Source organism: Dehalococcoidia bacterium (genome assembly GCA_025060295.1).
Lineage (GTDB): Bacteria > Chloroflexota > Dehalococcoidia > Lucifugimonadales > HRBIN23 > HRBIN23.
Map to the genome: position 1 here is coordinate 1 of JANXCH010000016.1, position 16,415 is coordinate 16,415.

14 protein-coding genes are annotated in these 16,415 nt (G+C 65.4%); 4 read left to right on the forward strand and 10 right to left on the reverse strand.

From position 1 onward, the window contains the following. The coding region (locus NZ951_06970; GenBank protein ID MCS7207653.1) for a hypothetical protein at window positions 1-213 on the forward strand (213 nt) is incomplete at its 5' end. Between the two features lie 3 nt (window positions 214-216). Here NZ951_06970 and NZ951_06975 read toward each other — a convergent pair. The 10 genes from NZ951_06975 to lpdA form a co-directional block, all read right to left on the reverse strand. Next, on the reverse strand, window positions 217-996 hold the full coding sequence (locus tag NZ951_06975) for an enoyl-CoA hydratase-related protein (GenBank protein ID MCS7207654.1): 780 nt from the start codon (window positions 994-996) through the stop codon (window positions 217-219). A 23-nt stretch (window positions 997-1,019) separates the two neighbouring features. Then, on the reverse strand, window positions 1,020-2,438 hold the full coding sequence (locus tag NZ951_06980; protein MCS7207655.1) for an amidase: 1,419 nt from the start codon (window positions 2,436-2,438) through the stop codon (window positions 1,020-1,022). 66 nt (window positions 2,439-2,504) lie between these two features. Next, window positions 2,505-3,272, reverse strand: a complete 768-nt coding sequence (locus tag NZ951_06985) for a site-specific DNA-methyltransferase (GenBank protein ID MCS7207656.1) — start codon at window positions 3,270-3,272, stop codon at window positions 2,505-2,507. A gap of 754 nt (window positions 3,273-4,026) precedes the next feature. Next, window positions 4,027-4,539 carry a methylated-DNA--[protein]-cysteine S-methyltransferase gene (locus tag NZ951_06990; GenBank protein ID MCS7207657.1) on the reverse strand — a complete coding sequence of 171 codons (513 nt, stop codon included), beginning with the start codon at window positions 4,537-4,539 and terminating at the stop codon, window positions 4,027-4,029. Between the two features lie 3 nt (window positions 4,540-4,542). Further along, a complete protein-coding gene (locus NZ951_06995; GenBank protein ID MCS7207658.1) occupies window positions 4,543-7,080 on the reverse strand; it encodes a transglutaminase domain-containing protein in 2,538 nt (845 codons plus the stop codon). Next, window positions 7,077-8,315, reverse strand: a complete 1,239-nt coding sequence (locus NZ951_07000) for a DUF58 domain-containing protein (protein MCS7207659.1) — start codon at window positions 8,313-8,315, stop codon at window positions 7,077-7,079. Before NZ951_07000 ends, NZ951_06995 begins: the two co-directional genes overlap by 4 nt. A 63-nt stretch (window positions 8,316-8,378) precedes the next feature. Next, the gene (locus NZ951_07005) at window positions 8,379-9,338 is read right to left on the reverse strand and encodes a MoxR family ATPase (protein MCS7207660.1); all 960 of its coding nucleotides are present in this window, start codon (window positions 9,336-9,338) and stop codon (window positions 8,379-8,381) included. 188 nt (window positions 9,339-9,526) lie between these two features. Then, on the reverse strand, window positions 9,527-10,504 hold the full coding sequence (locus NZ951_07010) for an alpha-ketoacid dehydrogenase subunit beta (GenBank protein ID MCS7207661.1): 978 nt from the start codon (window positions 10,502-10,504) through the stop codon (window positions 9,527-9,529). 13 nt (window positions 10,505-10,517) lie between these two features. After that, window positions 10,518-11,492, reverse strand: a complete 975-nt coding sequence (gene pdhA, locus NZ951_07015) for a pyruvate dehydrogenase (acetyl-transferring) E1 component subunit alpha (GenBank protein MCS7207662.1) — start codon at window positions 11,490-11,492, stop codon at window positions 10,518-10,520. A gap of 42 nt (window positions 11,493-11,534) precedes the next feature. Then, window positions 11,535-12,920: a dihydrolipoyl dehydrogenase gene (lpdA, locus tag NZ951_07020; GenBank protein MCS7207663.1), complete on the reverse strand. Its 1,386-nt coding sequence runs from the start codon at window positions 12,918-12,920 to the stop codon at window positions 11,535-11,537. A 152-nt stretch (window positions 12,921-13,072) separates the two neighbouring features. Here lpdA and NZ951_07025 point away from each other — a divergent pair, with 152 nt between their 5' ends. The 3 genes from NZ951_07025 to NZ951_07035 all read left to right on the forward strand — a co-directional run. Then, a complete protein-coding gene (locus NZ951_07025) occupies window positions 13,073-14,278 on the forward strand; it encodes a CoA transferase (GenBank protein MCS7207664.1) in 1,206 nt (401 codons plus the stop codon). Beyond that, entirely contained in the window at window positions 14,275-15,510 is a 1,236-nt protein-coding gene (locus tag NZ951_07030; GenBank protein MCS7207665.1) for a CoA transferase, read from the forward strand. The genes NZ951_07025 and NZ951_07030 overlap by 4 nt, the downstream gene beginning before the upstream one ends. A 225-nt stretch (window positions 15,511-15,735) precedes the next feature. Next, on the forward strand, window positions 15,736-16,415 hold a 680-nt coding region (locus NZ951_07035), incomplete at its 3' end, for a thiolase family protein (GenBank protein ID MCS7207666.1).

Genomic DNA, 16,415 nt, shown 5'->3' on the forward strand with positions numbered 1-16,415 from the left:
GCGCGGGTGGCCTTGCCCCTCTCTGCTTTCCTCTTCTCCCTGCGCGGCGTCGCACCCGCCGTCTCTGCCCTCCTGCAAACCTATGGGCGGTGGGATGTGCTGGAGTACCACCACCGGCGGGGCCATCAGCCCCGTCGCCTCATCCTTGCCCGCTGGGACACCCGTCTACACGCCCCAGACCCCGCCTCTATCTTGCCCCCCGGTGCCCTGTAGCCCCTACCGCCCCGTGTACACCGGCTTCCGCTTCTCCACCCATGCCCGGGGGCCTTCGCGGGCGTCCTGGCTCTGGTTGACGATGTAGCGCAGGCTCTCCCCCAAGCGCCAGGCGTGGTCAAAGGGCATCTCCGTGCTCCGCACCGCCACCTCCTTGGTCGCCCAGACGGCCAAGGGGGCGTTCTCCAGAAGGCTTTGGGCCAGGGCCTCGGCCTCGGCCAGCAGGCGCTCCCGGGGCACGATGCGGTGCACCAGCCCGATGCGCCACGCCTCCTGGGCGGGGATGATGTCCCCCGTCAACAGCAGGGGGAGGGCGTTGCTCAGGCCGATGGCCCGCACCAGGCGCAGGGTGCCGATGACGGTGGGCATCCCTCGCTTCACCTCGGGGAAGCCGAAGCCCGCCTCCGGCACCGCCAGGCGAAAGTCGCAGGCCAACGCCAGGGTGCAGGCGATGCCCAGGCAGTAGCCGTTGATGGCGGCGATGACCGGCTTATAGTAGTGCAGGTCGGTCTCGGGTGCGCCGTAGCCCTCCAGCCCCCAGAAGGCGTCCCACTGCTGGTCGGAGGTGGTCTGGGCCACCTCCTTCACATCCACGCCTGCCGAAAAGGCGCGGTCGCCCGCCCCGGTAACGATGGCCACCCACAGGTCCTTATCCTGGCGGAAGTCCATGAAGGCGTCCCGCAGGGCGCGGCGCACGGCGCTGTTGATGGCGTTGAGGGCCTCGGGGCGGTTCAAAGTGATGCGGGCGATGCGCCCCTGTTTCTGATACTCCACCACGGGCATGGTGTCCTCCTTGCGGCACAAGTTTAGGAGAGGGGCGGATGCTTGTCGGCCCAGGGGCGGGCCTGCTCCAGGGCGCGGGCGGCCCGCAGGATAAGAGGCTCGGAAAGGGGCTTTCCGATGATGTGGAGCCCCACGGGAAGCCCATCCACGAACCCGCAGGGCACCGAGGCGGCCGCAAACCCCGCTAGGTTGATAGGATAGGTGAAGGGCAGGAAGCCCAACCATGGGTGCACGGGGCGGCCGGCGATGGTCTGGGGGGGCTGGCCCAAGGGGAAGGCCACGATGGGCATGGTGGGGCTGAGCAGGAGGTCATACTTGGTGAACAGGTCCTCCAGGGCGGCGATGAAGCGCAGGCGGGCCTGCAGGGCGCGGGCGTATTCCTTGGCCGTAATTTGGCGTCCGGTATTGAACACCTCGTAGGCGTAGGGGGTCAGGAGGATGCGCTTAGCGGGGTCGTCCCAGACCAAATCGCCCAGGGTGGCATAGGTATCGGCGCGGGCGAGGGTGATGAACACCTCCAGCATCTCCTCCAGGGCGATGGGGGGCTCCTCCACGATGGCCCCCAGTTCGGCGAAGGTGAGGGCGGCGCGCCGACAGGTCTCCCGCACGGCCGGCTCCACCGGGGCGTAGCCGTAGTCGGGCGTCCAGGCCATGCGCAGGCCCCGCACCCCCTTCTCCAGGTCCGCCAGGTAGTCGGGCACGGGGGCGCGTAGGGAGGAGGGGTCGCGCCGGTCGTGGCCGGCCAGCACCTGCAACAGGAGGGCCGAGTCCCGCACGTCCAGGGTCATGGGGCCCACCTGGGAGAAGAGGGGCCATCCGCCGAGCCCTCCATAGCGGGGGACGCGCCCCTGGGTGGGCTTGAGGCCGAACACGCCACAGAAGGCGCAGGGGATGCGGATGGACCCGCCCCCGTCGCTGCCGATGTGCAGGGGCCCGAGGCCGGCGGCAGCGGCGGCACCGGCCCCCCCGCTGGAGCCCCCGGCGGTGCGCTGGGGGTCCCAGGGGTTGCGGCACGGCTCCCCCAGGCGGTTCTCGGTGGAGCCGAGCAGGCCGAACTCGGGGGTATTGGTCTTGCCGAGGATCACCGCCCCCGCCTTGCGCACCCGCTCCACATAGACCGAATCCTCCTGGGGGATGTAGTCCTTGTAGAGGAGGGAGCCGCTGGTGGTGCGCACGCCCTTGGTAAAGAAGAGGTCTTTGACGGTGATGGGGACGCCGTGCAGGGGGCCGAGGGGCTTGCCCTGAAGGAGGGCCTCCTCGGCCTCCCGTGCCTGGGCGAGGGCCAAGTCGTAGGTAACGGTGAGGAAGGCGTTGAGGCGGGGGTTGAGGCGGTCAATGCGGTCCAGGAAGTGGCGCGCCACCTCCACGGGGGAGATTTGCCGGCGGGCGATGAGTTCGCGGATGCGCCAACCGGGGATCCAGGTGATGTCTTGCACGGGCATGGGTGCCTCCTTAGGGCGGACGCTGGGCACTATCCCCCCAGCATAGCACAGGTGGGGGGAGAAGGGTTAGGGGAGGGGGAGGGCGCGCACGATGCGCTGGAGGCGGGTCTTGGCCAGGGCGCAGTAGCGGGGGTCTATCTCCACCCCGATGCCCCGCCGGTTGAGTTCGGCGCAGGCGACCAGGGTTGTGCCGCTTCCCATGAAGGGGTCCAATATGGTGTCGCCGACATAACTGAAAAGTTTGATACAACGGCGAGGTAATGTAAGAGGGAAGGGACTCGGATGTTTTACGCGTTTCTTTGACTCTCCTGGGAATGTCCAAACACCGTTAGTCCACTCGATGAATTCATCACGACTGATATCAGACGCGCCTTTATGATATTTTTTCCAGCGGTCTTTATATAATATAGCAATCATTTCCACGGGAGCGATGATATATGGGGCCGAAGGGCTAGTCCAGGAACCCCAAGCGGTACGGCGAGAGATATTTTGCTCGTTCCACACAATGATGGCGTGGTATTTCCAACCGACTTTTTTCGCTATTGTGATAATATCGGCGTAGACACTTTGCTGTCCGCCTTTGTTTTTGTCCAAAGGGATATTCAAGCAGAAACGCCCATCAGGTTTGGCCAGAGAGTATGCTTTAGCAAGCCACTGTTCTGTGAATTCTATGTATGCCGAATATGGAATGGTATCATCGTAGGAACTGTAATGGACATCTACATTGTAAGGCGGAGAGGTGATGATCAAATCGATAGAGTTGGGCTCAATATCTTCAATTGTCAAGAAGTCAGCGTTGTAAATCTTTATACCATTCACCTGATAGTAAAGCATCTTCACTCCGAACGCAAATGATATTCGTCTTTCCACCTTGTCAAATCTTTTATCAAGTCATCCAGCGGATGAACGCTACGGCAATATCGGGTATGACGAGGGTGGCTGGGATCATCGAATACGATGCTTTCTTGCTTATGCGCGAGTGCTTGATGTTTCTTTTATATATCTTCCAATAGTAATGGATCGTTTTCACTTCTATAATGCTTGACTAGGTAAATCCCATCGGTGAACGCCTCTAATAGACGTCGTGTGCGTGTGGCCTGTTCACATGAAACCCCGAGTTCGCTGTTTTTCCGGTATATATCCCTATCCTCCGTGATGACCACGAAAGGTATCCGGCTAGTCAATCGCACGAGAAGCCCCCAAAAAGTAGCTTCGGTATTTCGTGCATGAAAGGAAACTTTTAGGTTCAGAATTGCAAGCAACCGCCATTTATCCCCGCTCCGTTGGGGCTTGATCAAAGCGAACAGATCCAAATCGGGGAAATCTTCTATTTGCCCTTGTGTGCACTGTCTCTTCACTGGGACACGGCTGTAGTCCATTATCTGTTGCAAGTTTGCCCAATCGTTTATTAGTTGGCGTAAAGCCCCCTCCCGTGCCCGTGTAACTACAATTCCCTCACGCTCTAGAAACTCGTTGAGAATACGGGCCACCACCCGCTCAAAAGCAGAGCCGGAGACAGCCCTACGGGACTGCGCTTCTTTATCCAGCATATCCGCGAGACCGAAGGTAACACCCTACTCCATGGCGCTTACTGACCCGACCACTTCATCCCCTCCAGCGCCAGCAGGCGCGCCTTCATCCCCACGCCCCCGGCGTACCCGTGCAGGCCCCCGTCGCTCCCCACCACTCGGTGGCACGGCACCACCAGCGGCACCCGGTTGCGCGCCATAGCTTGCCCTACCCCACGCACCGCCCGCGGGTGTCCCACCGCCTCCGCCAGCCACTTATAGGTGCGCACCTGCCCCCGCGGAATGCTCCGACACATCTCCCACACCCGTCGGAAAAAGGGCGGTGCACCCTCGCTATCCACAGGGATGTCCTCCAGCGCCACGGGATGCCCCTGTAAGTAAGCCTGGATGCGCTCCCGCACCACCGCCAGGGCGGAGGCATTGGGCTGGGCTCCCTCTGCCCAGGGGAGCACCTGCGCCCACGCCTCCGCCGGCGTCGGCCGGGGCAACGACAGCGCCCGCACGCCCCCCTCGGACACCACCCCCGCCACCCATCCCCACGCCGTCGGGAACAGGTCATACCATAGGGGCATGGTTCACCTCCGCAACACTTTGCGCCACAAGGCCCGCCGCGCAAGCCGCCACGCCTGCCGCAGGCGCTCCTGCTCCTCCATACCCAGGCTTTGGCGCCCATAGCGGGTGCGGGCAAAGGCATCAGCGATATAGCCGATATCCCCCTCCGCCTCGGGGGCCACCTGCCCCAGGCGCTGGGCGAACTCGTGCGGCGTCTGGTGGGGCTCCAGGGGCACCCCCGCTAACCCGCCCAGCCACACCATCCGCCGGAAAATGTCCTCTGCACGCCCGGCGGCGGCCACCGTCCGCTGGTAGAGGAGCCACAGGGCCAGCGCCAGCACCGCCAGAACGCCTCCGCTGGTCAGCAGGGAGAGGCTCCAGGGGCGCAGTGCCCCCCTCGGAGCCATCCCTCCCCCCCCTTCCTCTCCGAGGAACACATCATCCTCGGGGAAGAACGCGTCTTCCAGCGCCCCCACGGCGATATCGCCCCCCTCGGTGCTCATCTCGGGCAGGGGGCCCCGCGGGGGAGCCGGCCGGCCGGGGGTCGGTTCAAAGTCAATCCATCCATACCCCGGGAAGTAAACCTGCGTCCAGGCGTGGCTGTCCAGGTCGCGCACCACAAACACCTTCTTCTCCTGATCCAATACCCCGGGAGCATAGCCCGCCGCCACCCGCGCCGGCACGCCCACCGCCCGCAACAGCACCGTCATGGCCGAGGCGAAGTACTCGCTATACCCCTTCTTGGACACGAACAGGAAGTAGTCTACCCCGTCGGCATCAAAGGGCGGGGCCTCCACATTCAGGGTGTAGGTGTAGGTGTGGAGATATTCCTGGATGGCTAAGGCTTTGTCATAGGGTGTGGGGGCGTTGCGTGTCAAGGTCTGCGCCAACTCCCGCACCCGAGAGGGGAGGCTCTCCGGCAGTTGCAGATAGCGGTCGGTTACCCACGAGGGGTAGTCGGTGCCGGCCTGACGCAGGTCCTCCTCGGTGGCGATGGAGACGGCGGAGGTAATCTGGTAGCGGAAGCCGGCGGCCAGGCGGTCCCGCGCCTGCAAGGCCACGATGTCGGGCGGCGCAGGATGCCGACGGGTAACCACTACCCCCCGTAACACATCCAGGCGCAACAGGGCCTGCTCCAACGCCGCCCGATACCCCTCCCCAGGGGGGATGTCCACTTCCCGCCGTCCCCCTCCAGGACCACCCCCCACAATCAGGCGCGTGACCAGCACATCCTCGGGCAGAGCGTTCAGCAGTGCGTCCACGGGATCCTCCTGCAGGCGGGCGAACCGCAAGCGCATTAAACGCTCCCGCGCCTCCTGCAAATCGGGGGGCAACTCCGGCTGACGAATGCCCTCGGACAGGAGCAGTGTGAAACTCTTGGGGGCCAACACTTCCATCTGCAGGGGCAGGCTGGCTTGCAAGGGCACCTCGGTGGCGAACAGTTCACTGGTGGGAAAGGCCAGGGTAACCTCCTGCACCATCTCCTGGCGGGCCTGATACTGCTGGGGAACAGCATCGGGGGAGACCCACCCCAGGTCGCGCACCTCGGTGGTCTCGGTGAGCCACCCCTGGGGGGTATATAGGGTGTAAATCCGCGCCACCCAGTAGGCGGGGCGCAGGGCCGAGACATAAAAGATCGGTTCGTTGCTCAAGGTGATGGGCCCCTGGAAGGGGAGCACCAGGCCAAAGGAGCGGAAGGGAACGGCCTTCCGCGCAGGTAGACCCGAAAACATGCGGTTAAACTCGTTCTCCAGGCGGTCTATGGGGGCGCGCACCTCTTCCCACGCCCGACGCAGAGGGGGCGCGGTGGGTGCTTGCAAGGGGAGCGTGGCTGTGACCAAAAGCACCAGCACCGTCAGCCACAACGCGTCGTTCAAAGCCAGCCACTCCTGGGCCGGGGAGACCTGTACCCCCACCCGTTCCCACACCTCCCGCTGGCGCAGAGTGTGCAGACGGGCCGCCAACAGCATGGCGAAGAACAGGTAGATGTAGAAGTAGATGAAAAACTCCGCGGGCAGGTAACTGAGGTTGGTCAGAAGGGCGAGGGCGCTGGGGAGCACTGCAAGCCACATGTTCCGTAGGCGAAAGGCTGACCACGCACTCACCCACGCCACCAGCCACCCCACAGCGGTGAGGGCTACGGCGAAGGGCAGGGTATCGGTGCTGATACCCCCGGTGCGGAAGGCCTTCCAGAAGGCCGCCAGGCGCAGATTGACCTCGGCAATTTGGGCGGGGATGTTCCGCCCCTCGGTGAGGGTCCCGGCCAGCAGGTAGGTCAACCCCGCCCCCAGCACAAGCCCCACCGGTTGCAAGAGCCACCCATTGACCCGCACCTTGTCCAGAAGCCAGGCGCAGACCACAGCCCCCAGCACCACCAGCGTCAGGTTGGGGGTAGCGGCCCAGCCGGCCCGGTCCACACTCCACACCAAAGCCAACAGGGTGAACACCACCAGCAGGGCTGTGGACCAGCCGGCCCGGGGCCTCACCATCTGATAAATGCGCTCCACCCCGCGATACCTTCCGGGGCGGGCCAGGGCGATCTCCCCGTGTGCTGTGCTCATACCATCCCCCGCGCGGAGCGTGCCGATGCTGCAGCAACGGGCAAACCCGCCGGCTGCGCCAGAGCCTGCTCCAGCCTAGCGCCTTTCTGCACCAGATACGTGGGCACACCCAATACCGCCAGGCGCTCCAGCACCTTCTCGGCCCCCGCACGGTGGCCGAAGGAGCGGGGCTCCAGCAAGACGGTTACCAGGCGCACCCCTCGCCGGAGGAGAGTGTCCAGGGCCAGGGGCCACTCCTCATCCCCCGAGGGGGTGATGATGACCAGAATGCTCATGTGGCTGAAGCGCCCCCCCTCCCGTTGGAGCACCTGGGCCAGGGGTGTGGTGCCCTCAGCGTGCACGGTGGCCAAGTCCTCCAAGATGCGCAGCAGATGCCCTGCCCCCCGCTTGGGAGGAACCACCACCTCCCGGTCCCCATAGGCCAGCAAGCCCACCGACAGCTCCGCATCCAAATAGCGGTGGGCCACCGAAGCGGCGATAGTGGCGGCCCACTCGTCGGAGGCGTCGCTCCTCTGGCCGGCCTGCACCTCCCGATGCATGTCCACAAGCAGCCACATGTCGCCCCCGAGCCCCTGGTCAAACTCCTTCACCATCAGGCGTCCCAGACGGGCGGTGGTGGGCCAATGCACCCGTGCCAGGCTGTCGCCTTGCATGTATTCCCGCACCGAAGCGGCGTGGGGGGTTAGGGCCTGGCTCCGCTGGCGCAGGGGGCCCTCCCCAGGCAGGTCAGCAGCCAACACCCGGAAGTAGGGGATGCTTACCACGGCGGGATAGACCAATAGGGTCTCCGGGGAGAGGAAAGTGCGTCGGAAGGTGAACAGGCCGAAGGGGTCGCTGGCGCGCACCTCTACCGGCCCCAGGCGATATAGCCCCCGACGGTGGGCGCGGGTAACCACGCGCCAGGAGCGGAAGCCCCGCGCCGGTAAGCTGAGGGCCATCCCCCCAGCGTGGCCGGGGAGGTCGGAGCGCTCCCGCACCTCCAGCCAGCCCTTGGGGATAACCCACCGGTTGGTAATGGTGATGCGTTCTTCAAAAGGTTCTCCCACCTGCACGCGGGTAGCCCGACGGCGCACCTCCACCCGCAGACCCTGCAAGCCTAGCCATGCCCATACCATCCCCACCCCCAACACCAACGCCAGGGCGTAAACCAGGCGATAGAAGAGGGGGAACCCTGTGGCCAGCCCAAACAGGAGGGCCGCCCCCATCAGAGCCATCCCCACCAGCGCCCGTCGCACAACACCTCCTTCCCCGCTGACAGAAACGCCTGCGCAAGGGGTGTGGTCTTCCGCCCTCTGCTGTTAGGCCCGCCCGCGCACGCCCGGCACCGGCACCTGCTCCAAGATGTCCTCCACCACCTTGCGCCCGTCCAGGCCCCGCATACGAGCCTGGGGGGCCACGATGATGCGATGGGCCAGGGCGGGCTGGGCCAGTTCCTTCACATCATCGGGGAGCACATAGTCCCGCCCCCTCAGGAAGGCCAACGCCTGCGCAGTGCGGAACAGGGTCAACGATGCGCGCGGAGATGCCCCCAGGCTCACCTCGGGCGATGTGCGGGTCGCCTCCACCAGGGAGACGATGTAACGCTTGATGAGGGTGTCCACATACACCCCTTTCACCGCCTCTTGCGCCCGCACGATCTCCTCGGGGCCGGTTACGGGGCCGATGGTCTCAATGGGATGCACCTGCACCTGGCGCTCAATGATGGCAATTTCCTCCTCAAAGGAGGGGTAGCCGATGGTGATGCGCAGCAGGAAGCGGTCCAGTTGCGCCTCAGGCAAGGGGAAGGTGCCTTCATATTCAATGGGGTTCTGGGTGGCCAGCACTATGAAGGGGCGGGGTAAGGGGTGGGTAACCCCCTCCACCGTTACCTGGCGCTCCTCCATGGCCTCCAGGAGGGCCGACTGGGTCTTGGGGGTGGCGCGGTTGATTTCATCGGCCAGCACCACGTGGGCCATGAGCGGCCCTGGGCGGAACTCAAAGGTGCCGGTGCGCTGGTTGTACACCGATACCCCCGTGACATCGGTGGGCAGGAGGTCGGGGGTGAACTGGATGCGCTTGAAGGTGCACCCCGCCGATTTGGCCAGACTGCGGGCCAGCATGGTCTTGCCCACCCCGGGCACATCCTCAATGAGGGCGTGGCCGTTGCACAGCAGGGCGATGACCGTCTGCTCCACGGCGCGGTCTTTGCCCACGATGACCTTCTTCATGTTCTCTACAATCTTGCGGGGGACCTCCTGGACGGCGACGGTGGTGGTCAACGGCTCCTCCTCATCCTGCCCCTGGTGCAACAGCCTCCCCCAGGGGGTGGTGCCTTTAGTATAGCATGTCCTTCTGCTGCGTGGGGGTTGGGTTGCGCTATACGGCACTATGGGCCAACGGGGCTCGGAAAAGGGCCTATTCCCTCACAGGATATGAGGGGGGTGGTGCAGGAGCGTCCCTGGGGGGTCTACAGGCCAAAGGCTTCGGCAACTGTCTTGAGGATGGCGGGCACATCAGGGAGGGAAAGGCGCTCCAGATTGCGGGCGTAGGGGGCGGGGGTGTCTGCTCCGCACAGGTGGGCTATGGGGGCATCCAGGTCATCAAAGGCCTCCTGGTGCAGGCGCAGGCCCAGGTAGGGGCCGATACCCGCCATAGGCCACGCCTCCTCTACGATGAGGGCGCGGTGGGTCTTGCGCAGGGAGGCCAGGGGGGTCTCCAGGTCTAGGGGGCGCAGGCTGCGCAGGTCTATCACCTCCGCCTGGACGCCTCGGCGCGCCAGTTCGGTGGCTGCCTGCAGGCACAGGTGCACCCCCCGCCCGTAGGAGATGAGGGTAACATCGGTGCCCGGGCGCTTTACCTCGGCCCTGCCCAGGGGCACCTCATAGTAGGTATCGGGCACGGGGCCGCGCACGCCATACAGGAGGGCGTGCTCGCAGTAGATGATGGTGTTAGGATCTTTCAGGCAGGTGCGCAACAGGCCTAACGCGTCGGCGGGAGTGGAGGGGAACACCACCTTCAGCCCCGGCACCGAGGCATACCACCCTTCGAGGCTTTGGGAGTGGGTGGCGGCCAGGCCTGCCCCGCCCCCGGTCACGGTGCGAATCAGCAGGGGCACCATCAACTGCCCGCCGGACATGTAGCGCAGTTTGGCGGCGTGGTTGACAATTTGGTCCATCGCCAGGAGGCTGAAGTTGATGGTCATAATCTCCACGATGGGGCGCATTCCGCCCATGGCCGCCCCCACTCCTGCACCCACGATGACAGACTCGGATATGGGGGTATCGCGGATGCGCTCGGGGCCATACTGGCGCAAAAAGCCCTTCGTGACGGCGTAGGCCCCCCCGTAGGCTCCCACATCCTCCCCCATAATGAACACACGGGGGTCGTTGTCCAGGGCCTCCTGCAGGCCCTTGCGGATGGCTTCGCGCAGGGTCAAGTCGGGCATACGGGCACCCCCGTTAGGCGTAGATGTCCTCGTAGAGGGCTTCGGGTGGGGGTTCAGGGCTGGCGTCGGCGAAGCGAATGGCCTCCTCCACCTCGTCGTTGACCTGGCGCGCTATCTCTGACAGTTCCGTCAAAGTGGCGATGGCGTTCTCCAGCAGGTAGCGCTGGAAAGTGGGAATGGGGTCACGAACCTTCCAGGCCTCCTCCTCGGCCCTGTCCCGGTATTCCACCGGGTCAGCCATAGAGTGGCCGCGGAAGCGGTAGGTGAGGGCTTCCAGGAAGAAGGGGCCGTTGCCCTGGCGGGCGTGCTCCACGGCGCGCAGGGTGGCCTCCCGCACGGCTAGCACATCCATGCCGTCGGTCTGGGCGGCGGGGATGCGGTAGTGCTCCCCCGCCTTGAACACGTCCCGTCCGCCGGCGTAGGTGCGGTCAATGTGGGAGCCCATGCCGTAGAGGTTGTTCTCCAGGAAAAACACCACAGGCAGTTTCCATAAGGAGGCGAGGTTGAAGGCCTCGTGGAACTCGCCCTGGTTGAGGGCGCCATCCCCGAAGAAGCAGACGGTCACGCGGGGCTCGCCCTTCATTTTGGAGGCCAGGGCCAACCCCACCGCAACGGGCAGTTGCCCTCCCACGATGGCATAGCCCCCCATGAAGTTGCGGCTGGCATCAAAGAAGTGCATGCTCCCGCCCTTGCCCCGACTACACCCCGTGACCTTGCCGAAGAGTTCGGCCATAGCCACTTTGGGATCCATCCCGCGGGCGAGGGCGTGGCCGTGGTCGCGGTAGTGGGTGACCACATAGTCCTCGGGGCGCAGGGCGCTCATACACCCCACCGCAATGGCCTCCTCCCCAATGTATAGGTGCAGGAAGCCGCGGATTTTGCCCAGCATGTACATTTCGGCACAGCGCTCCTCAAAGCGTCGGATGAGGAGCATCTGGCGGTAGAAGGAGACCAACTCCGTCTTGGTCAGGCGCTCTTGCAGTTGCATGGCTCCTCCTCTGCCCGCGCCGTGTGCACACCCCGATGTGGCCTAGATGTGAATCGCCTCGCCCAGCACTGCCAAAGAGGCCTCCTTGAGAGCCTCTGAGAGGGTGGGATGGGCGTGGACGAGCCATCCCGTCTCCCGCACCGTGCCCTCCAACAGACGCGCCAGGGCCAACTCGGGCAGGAGCTCCGTTACCTCCGGGCCGATCATGTGGACGCCCAGAATTTCCCCATACTGGGCGTCGGCCACCACTTTGACGAAGCCCTCGGTATCCCCCATCGCCAGGGCTTTCCCGCTGGCGGTGAAGGGGAACTTGCCCACTTTCACCGTATGCCCGGCCTCTTGTGCCTGCTTCTCTGTGAGCCCCCAGGAGGCCACTTGGGGGTGGCAGTATACCGCCCTGGGCATAAGGGTATAGTCCAGGGGGCGGGTCTCCTTGCCGGCCAGGGTCTCCACCGCTAGGACAGCCTGGGCCGAGGCCACATGGGCCAACGGCATGCGCCCCGTGACGTCCCCGATGGCATAGACCGTGGGGGCGCTGGTGCGCTGGCGGTCGTCGACCGCAATCCAGCCGCCCCGTTCGGTGCGCACCCCCGCTTCCTCCAGGCCGATGCCCTCCGAGTTGGGCTGAATCCCCACGCACACCAGCACCCGCTGGGCGGTGAGGGTCTGGGGACCCTGCGCTGTCTCTACCGTGAGGGTTGCCTGGCTTCCGTTCTTCTGGAGGCTTGTTACCTTAGCTCCCGTGAGGATGCGCATGCCCTGCTTCTGGAAGGAGCGCTCCAAGGCCTGGGAGACCTCCTCATCCTCGTTGGGGAGCAGGTGGGGGAGGAGTTCCACAATGGTTACCTGCACACCGTAGGCGGTGTAGAGGTAGGCGAACTCGCACCCCGTCGCCCCGCCCCCGACGATGATGCACGAGGCGGGGAGGTCTTTGCGTTCCAGGGCCTCGCGGCTGGTCAAAACAACTTGCCCGTCCACGGGGAGGACGGGCAAGGAGCGGGGGCGGGCACCGGTGGCTACAATGAGGGCGCGGGCGCGTACCGTGCGCCCTGATACCTTGAGGGCTACCTGCCCGTTGCCCCGCAGGACGGCCTCGTCCCGAATGGTCTCCACCTTATTCTTGCGCAGGAGGAACTCCACCCCCCGCACCAGGCGCTGGACGACCTGACGGCTGCGGTCTATGGCCTTGCCGAAGTCCAGGCGCAGGTTGTCAAAGGCGATGCCCCAGTCGTTGGCGTGGCGCGCCCAGTGCACCAACTCGGCGTTGCGGAGCAGGGCTTTGGAGGGGATGCATCCCCAGTTCAAGCAGACGCCCCCCACTTGGTCGCGCTCCACCAGGGCGGTCTTGAGGCCCAGTTGCCCCGCCCGAATGGCGGCCACATAGCCCCCCGGCCCGCCCCCTATCACCACCAGGTCGTAATCAGCCATCCCCGTCCTCCGGCAAGGTATCATTGTAGTCTATCACACCAGCATACCCCGTCTATCGGTGCCTGTCTAGGCCCCTGGGTTTGGGCCCCCCTCCTGCGCTTCTCGGCCCCCTATGGTAAGATACCACCAGTCCCCTGCACGGAAGGATACCCATGACGTTTGACGCTCTGTCGGACATTTTGGTAGTGGAGGTGGGGAGTGGGGTCGCCCCCGCCTACTGCGGGCGCCTCTTGGCCGACCAGGGGGCGCGGGTGCTCCTGGTGGAGCCTCCCGAAGGCTCTCCCCTGCGCCGCGAGGGCCCCTTCCCCGGCGACATCCCCCATGCGGAGAAGAGTGGTCTGTTCCTCTACCTGATGGCCGGCAAGGAGAGCATCACCCTCAACCTGCACACCGCCACGGGGCGTGCCCTGTTCCTGCGCCTTTTGGAGCGGGCGGATGTGCTGGTGGAGGATGTCCCGCCCGGCCATTGGGAGCGGTGGGGCCTGGCCCCTCTGGCGTTGCAGCGCGCCTTCCCCCGCCTGGTGCACCTCTCCTTGACCTGGTTCGGGCACAGAGGGCCCTACGCCTCCTATCAGGGGTGCGACCTGGTGGCGTATGCCGTTAGTGGCTATGCCTACATGACGGGCGATCCCGATAAGCCTCCCCTCAAGGCCGGGGGACGTCAGACAGAATACCAGGCGGGGGTGAACGGGGCGGTGGCGGTGTTGTCGGCCTTGCTGGGGCGCAACCACACAGGGCGGGGCCAGTGGATTGACCTCTCGGCCATCGAGGCCACCGCCCATACCTTTGACGGGGTAACGGTCTACCACATGGCGCAAAGGGGCATCCTTCCCCTGCGCAACGGCACCCGTCTCATCCAGCGCGACCCCCATACGGCCTATCCCTCCACCCTTCTCCCCGTGAAGGGGGGGTGGGTGCATGCCCACTGGTCACCCCAGAACCCCGAGGCCCTGGCCCTGCTGGCCCATAATCCCCGCCTGGCCGACCCCGAAGTTATGGAGACGCCCATGGGCCACGCCGACGAGATTGATGCCCTGCTCATAGAGGGTCTAAAGGATCGCACCCCCTACGAGGTAATGGAGCAGGCCCAGGAGCTGCGTATCCCCTTCACCGTGGTGCAGGATGTGGCGCAGGCGTTGGACGACCCTCAGAACGCCGCTATGGGCTTTTTCCCGGAGGTGGAGCACCCCGTTGCGGGGCGGTGGCGCATCCCCGCCTCCCCTATCCACTGGGACGATGCACCCAACCGGCCGGGGCGTGCCCCCCTGCTGGGGGAGCACAACAGGCGGGTGTTTGGACAGGAGTTGGGCCTCGCCCCAGAGGATCTGGTGCGCCTGCGGGCGGGAGGTGTGCTGTGAGCCTCCCTCTGGAGGGCATCCGCATCGTGGACATGACCATCGTCATTGCAGGGCCGGTGGCCACCCAGGTGCTGGCGGCCCTGGGTGCCCAGGTCATCAAGGTGGAACCCCCCTGGGGGCGCACCGTGGGGCGGGTGCACTCCCTCCCGGGGGTAGCCAGCACCGGCAAGCCCTACAACGCCATCCCCTCCTTCAACGAGGTCAACCGGGGCAAGTGGAGCATCAGCCTCAACCTTCAGCATCCCCTGGGCAGAGAGGCCTTTCTGCGCCTTGTGTCAGTGAGCGATGTGGTGATTGAGAACTTCAGCCCCCGCGTGTTGCCCAACCTGGGGCTGGATTACCCAGTACTGCGCCAGTATCGTCCCGACATCATCCTTATCTCCATGCCCGCCTTGGGGCACACAGGCCCCTGGCGCAACTACATCTCCTTCGGGCCGGGCACCGACGCCCTGGCGGGGCTGTCCTCTCTTACAGGCTACGAAGGGGGGCAACCCCACAAGCCTGGCAACTACTACGCCGACCAGAACTCGGCCGTCCATACCGCCTTTGCGGTGCTCACGGCGCTCTATCGGCGGCGGCGCACGGGCAAGGGGGCGCACCTGCGCATCGCCCTGCGGGAGGCCACCCAAGCCGTCATCGGCGAGTTCTTCCTGGAGCCCCAGATGACGGGGCGTATCCCCACCCGCATGGGCAACCGCCACCCCTGGATGGCCCCCCACGGCATCTATCCCTGTAAAGGGCAGGACGCCTGGGTGGCCATCGCGTGCGCTACCGACCAGCAGTTCCGTTCTCTGTGCGCCCTCATAGGGCGTCCCGACCTCGCTCAGGATCCCCGCTGTGCCGACAGCCTCTCCCGCAAGCGCCACGAGGCCCTGTTGGATGCCCCCATCAGCGCCTGGACGCGCCAGCACAGCCCTCAGGAGGCGATGGACATCCTGCAGCAAGCAGGGGTGCCCGCGGGGGCGGTGTTCACCATTCCCCAGATCTTGGAGAACGACCACTGGAGAAGCTTGGGGTTTGTGCGGGAGGTGCACCATCCCGAGATGGGGCGGGCCCTGCACCCCGGCCTGCCCTGGCGGGCCACGGGGCTGATACCCCGCGATGGGGAGCCTGCCCCCCTGTTCGCCCAGCACACCTCTGCCGTCCTGGGCGATCTGCTGGGTTTTTCCGCAGAAACCATCGCCCAGATGGTGGCGCAGAAGGTTGCGCCGGCGGAGCCAGTGGGAGGGTAAAAGGCATGGGGTTCGCCTATGCCACCGTGAGCGTGCGGGGGCGCGGGCGTGCCGCCCTCCGCGTCCCCACGGATACCCCATGCCCGTTGTCAGGCGTTGACGCTCTAGCGAACCTGGGGTTGATGGCCAACCCCCGCACCAGTGGGCTGGAGGAAAGCAGTCCCCAGGGGGGGCAACCGGCTGTCAGGAAGCGATGCCCTATAGCACACACCCAAGGAGGTGCTTATGGCTCACCCCTTGCGCGACAAGTACTGCATCGTGGGAGCGGCCACCACCCGCTTCGGCAAAATCCCGGGTGTCAGCGCCCTGGGATGGACGGTGGAGGCGGCCCGCCTGGCCCTGGAGGACGCCGGCATAGATAAGTCCGAGGTGGACGCCGTCCTGTGCAAGTATCCCCCCACAGGGTTCCAGAGCCTATGGGCGCACAAGGTGGCCCAGGCTCTGGGGATTCAGCCCAATGTGTGTGCCACCATTGACCAGGCGGGGGCCACCAACATCGGCCTGGTGCAGTACGCCATGCTGATGATGGAGGCGGGGCTGTGTCGCGTGGCCGTCTGCTGTTATGGGGACAACCCCGCCAGCGGTCCCCCAGGCACCTATGCCCGCGCCCGAGGCATTGAGGCGGCCATGGGCTGGTTTGGGGTCATCCCCGGCTACGCCATGATCGCCCAGCGCCATATGATCGAGTTCGGCACTACCCACGAGCACCTGGCGGCGGTGGCCATCTCCAACCGCAAGTGGGCGTCCATGAACCCCAACGCCCACATGCGGGAGCCGATCTCCCTAGAGGACTACTACAACTCCCGCTGGGTGTGCTGGCCCTTCCGCCTGCTGGACTGCACCCTTATCTCCGATGGGGGGGCGGCGGTGGTGGTAACCTCGGCCGACCGCGCCCGCCACCTGCG

Bases quoted from the DNA above. Each gene is read 5' to 3' on its own strand.
- NZ951_06990 (MCS7207657.1), bottom strand. From the start codon at position 4,539: ATGCCCCTATGGTATGACCTGTTCCCGACGGCGTGGGGATGGGTGGCG.
- pdhA (MCS7207662.1), bottom strand. From the start codon at position 11,492: ATGCAACTGCAAGAGCGCCTGACCAAGACGGAGTTGGTCTCCTTCTAC.
- NZ951_06980 (MCS7207655.1), bottom strand. From the start codon at position 2,438: ATGCCCGTGCAAGACATCACCTGGATCCCCGGTTGGCGCATCCGCGAA.
- NZ951_07025 (MCS7207664.1), top strand. From the start codon at position 13,073: ATGACGTTTGACGCTCTGTCGGACATTTTGGTAGTGGAGGTGGGGAGT.
- NZ951_06975 (MCS7207654.1), bottom strand. From the start codon at position 996: ATGCCCGTGGTGGAGTATCAGAAACAGGGGCGCATCGCCCGCATCACT.
- lpdA (MCS7207663.1), bottom strand. From the start codon at position 12,920: ATGGCTGATTACGACCTGGTGGTGATAGGGGGCGGGCCGGGGGGCTAT.
- NZ951_06985 (MCS7207656.1), bottom strand. From the start codon at position 3,272: ATGCTTTACTATCAGGTGAATGGTATAAAGATTTACAACGCTGACTTC.
- NZ951_06995 (MCS7207658.1), bottom strand. From the start codon at position 7,080: ATGAGCACAGCACACGGGGAGATCGCCCTGGCCCGCCCCGGAAGGTAT.
- NZ951_07010 (MCS7207661.1), bottom strand. From the start codon at position 10,504: ATGCCCGACTTGACCCTGCGCGAAGCCATCCGCAAGGGCCTGCAGGAG.